General features: G+C 69.1%; 3 protein-coding genes. 2 read left to right on the forward strand and 1 reads right to left on the reverse strand.

The annotated features are described in order from the left end of the window. Nucleotides 1-764, reverse strand: a 764-nt coding sequence (locus ACZ7L9_RS38025; RefSeq protein ID WP_471422090.1) for an IS982 family transposase, incomplete at its 3' end; no start/stop codon positions are given. A 181-nt stretch (nt 765-945) separates the two neighbouring features. On the opposite strand from ACZ7L9_RS38025, the gene ACZ7L9_RS38030 reads away from it, so the two are divergent. Then, nucleotides 946-1,590: a TetR/AcrR family transcriptional regulator gene (locus tag ACZ7L9_RS38030; RefSeq protein WP_471422091.1), complete on the forward strand. Its 645-nt coding sequence runs from the start codon at nt 946-948 to the stop codon at nt 1,588-1,590. Then, nucleotides 1,565-2,260, forward strand: a complete 696-nt coding sequence (locus ACZ7L9_RS38035; RefSeq protein WP_471422092.1) for a YqeB family protein — start codon at nt 1,565-1,567, stop codon at nt 2,258-2,260. The genes ACZ7L9_RS38030 and ACZ7L9_RS38035 overlap by 26 nt, the downstream gene beginning before the upstream one ends. The last annotated feature ends 110 nt before the right edge of the window (nt 2,261-2,370 follow it).

Below are 2,370 nucleotides of genomic sequence, written 5' to 3' on the forward strand. Positions count from 1 at the left end.
TGCTCGAGGTCCAACTGCCCCTTCAACGTGTCGTTGACCGACTCGATCAGCTGGCGCACGGACTTGAGGAGAGACTCGCCCTTGCGCTTCTTCTCCCGTTTGAAGGCCGGCCGCAGCAGGTCGATCCCCCGCACCGCGAGGTCTATCTCGAACTCCTTGGAAGCGAAGCCCTTGTCGGAGATCAGCAGTAGGCCGGGCCGGTCGGCGACCAGGTGCTCGTCGATGTCGAGCAATGCCTGGAGCACCTCGCGTTCGTCCATCTTCGGGTTCGCGAGCGCCCACGGGATTGGCATCCCCGTCGGGGTGCAGACCAGGTACAGGCGCAGGCCCCAGAAGAAGCGGGAGTGGGAGGCGCAGTACCCGTATCCGGCCCAGCCAGCCATGTTCGAGCGTTTCACCGTCGGCCGCGAACGCCCGCACTCCACCGGCGTCGAGTCCACGATCCCGTGGTTGTCGAACCAGAAGTCGCTGTCCGCGGCGAGCAGTCGTATCGCCTTCTTGACCAGCGGCAACGCGGCCTTGAGGCGCTTGTTGTATCCGGACTGCTGCGGCAGGTACGGAAACATCGTCGCGAGGTGCTTGCGCGCATACCGCAGCCACCGAGCTTCGGAGTGGAAGCCGAGCAGGGACTGGGCCACAGCGAGCGTGACCAGCTCGGCATCGCTCAACTGCGGCGGACAGCCCATCCATCGTTCCACCTCCAGCTCGTCGTCGATCTTCACGTACAGTGCTGTCAGCAGGGCGTCCAAGTCTTCGTTGTTCACAGAACGATCTTGGATGCCCTCTTCGCGTTTCCAGGCACGCCGTCGGGCATCGGACTGACTTGTTGAGGGCGCAAGCGGCGGACTATCTAAATCGAACGCCACTTGAGGTGGACCGGAGACCTTCAGGGCCTCGTGCACTATTCTTTGATTGACTAGCCAGTTAATGAATAGGGGGTGCGGGATGCCACGAACGGCCGACCCAGTGCGGCATGCGCGGCGGCGGGAGGCAATTGTCGCCGAGGCGGGCCGCCTCTTCGGGGTGCAGGGATTCGAGTGGACGACGGTCGCGCAGATCGCGTCGGCCGCCGGGCTCAGCTCAGGCAGCGTCTTCTACTACTTCGCCGACAAACAGACCCTCTTCCGCGCGGTCTTTGAGCAGGACCTTCCGCGCGCGGAGGCGCTCATCGCCCGTCACGAGGGGACCGACGACCCCCTCGCCGCCGTCCTCGCCGTTGTGACCGAGCTGGCTGCGGAGGCCGAGGACCCGAGCGCTTCGGGCATGGTCGTCGAGCTGCTGCGGCGTGTCCGGCACGACGCCGAACTCCTCGAAGTCGTCGGCCGCACGTCCCGGGTGGTGTGCGACGGGCTGGCGGGGCTCCTCGCGCGCGGAATCGAGGCAGGTACCGTCGACCCGGAGCTCGACCCTGCCGAGGCCGCCGCCTGGCTGGAGAACCTGGTGGACGCCACGTACCTGGGCGTTCGCCCCGACCACTCCCCGCTCCCCACGCTGCGCCGCACCGTCGCGCGCTACCTGGCGCCCGCGGGGACGGACCGAGAGCCCAAGAGGACGGAGCGAGAGAGTGAGAACACCGATGGTCAAGCGTGAGCCCCCCGTCACTGTGCGCCTGCCCGAGGCGTGGCTGTGGGCCGTCATCCTGGGCGGGGCCGCGCTCGGCCTCGGCGCCGCGTTCGCCGTGGGCCCGCTCGCCGACTGGATGATCAGCCTCTTCGACAGCGCGCCGGGCCCGCTCCGGCTGGCGGCCGCGCTGCCGCTCGTGTGGGCCGTGCCGGTGCTGACGCTCTGCGGCGGTGTGGCCGGGGCGTGGGTGGCGGGCACCTGGCGCAAGGAGAATCCCGTGATCGAGGTGGGCGCCGACAGCGTCGTCGTCCACGACGCCACCGGCGGCCGCCACGTCGAACGGGCCCGGATCGCCGAGGTGTTCACCGACGGCCGTGAGCTGGTGCTGCGCGATACCGACGGCCGGGAGCACGTCCGCACCCGGGTGGACAGTGGCCTCGCGGGGCGTCTGTCGTCCGCGTTCGAGCAGCAGAGGTATCCCTGGCGTGGCACCGCCGACCCGCACGAGGCGGATTACACCGCCTGGGTCGACAACGGGCCGGGCCTCGACGAGCGTGCCCACACGTTGCTGCGGATGCGGCAGCGGGCGCTCGCCGACGACCGGACCGGTGCCGCCGACGAGGCGCGCGACGAGCTGCGCACGCTCGGCATCAGCGTGCGGGACCGGGGCAAGGCCCAGCAATACCGCAAGGTGTGAGGCGCCCGCTGGCGGTCAACCAACGGACTAGTACGGGGGTGTTGGCGTGGCGGGCCTCCACCGCCTGCCGCGCCTCCTCGTCGACCAGGTCCATGTTGACCACGGCTCCG

Source organism: Streptomyces sp. NPDC111516 (genome assembly GCF_055635345.1).

Coding starts and splice junctions, on each gene's coding strand:
- ACZ7L9_RS38030 (WP_471422091.1), top strand. CDS start 946: ATGCCACGAACGGCCGACCCAGTGCGGCATGCGCGGCGGCGGGAGGCA.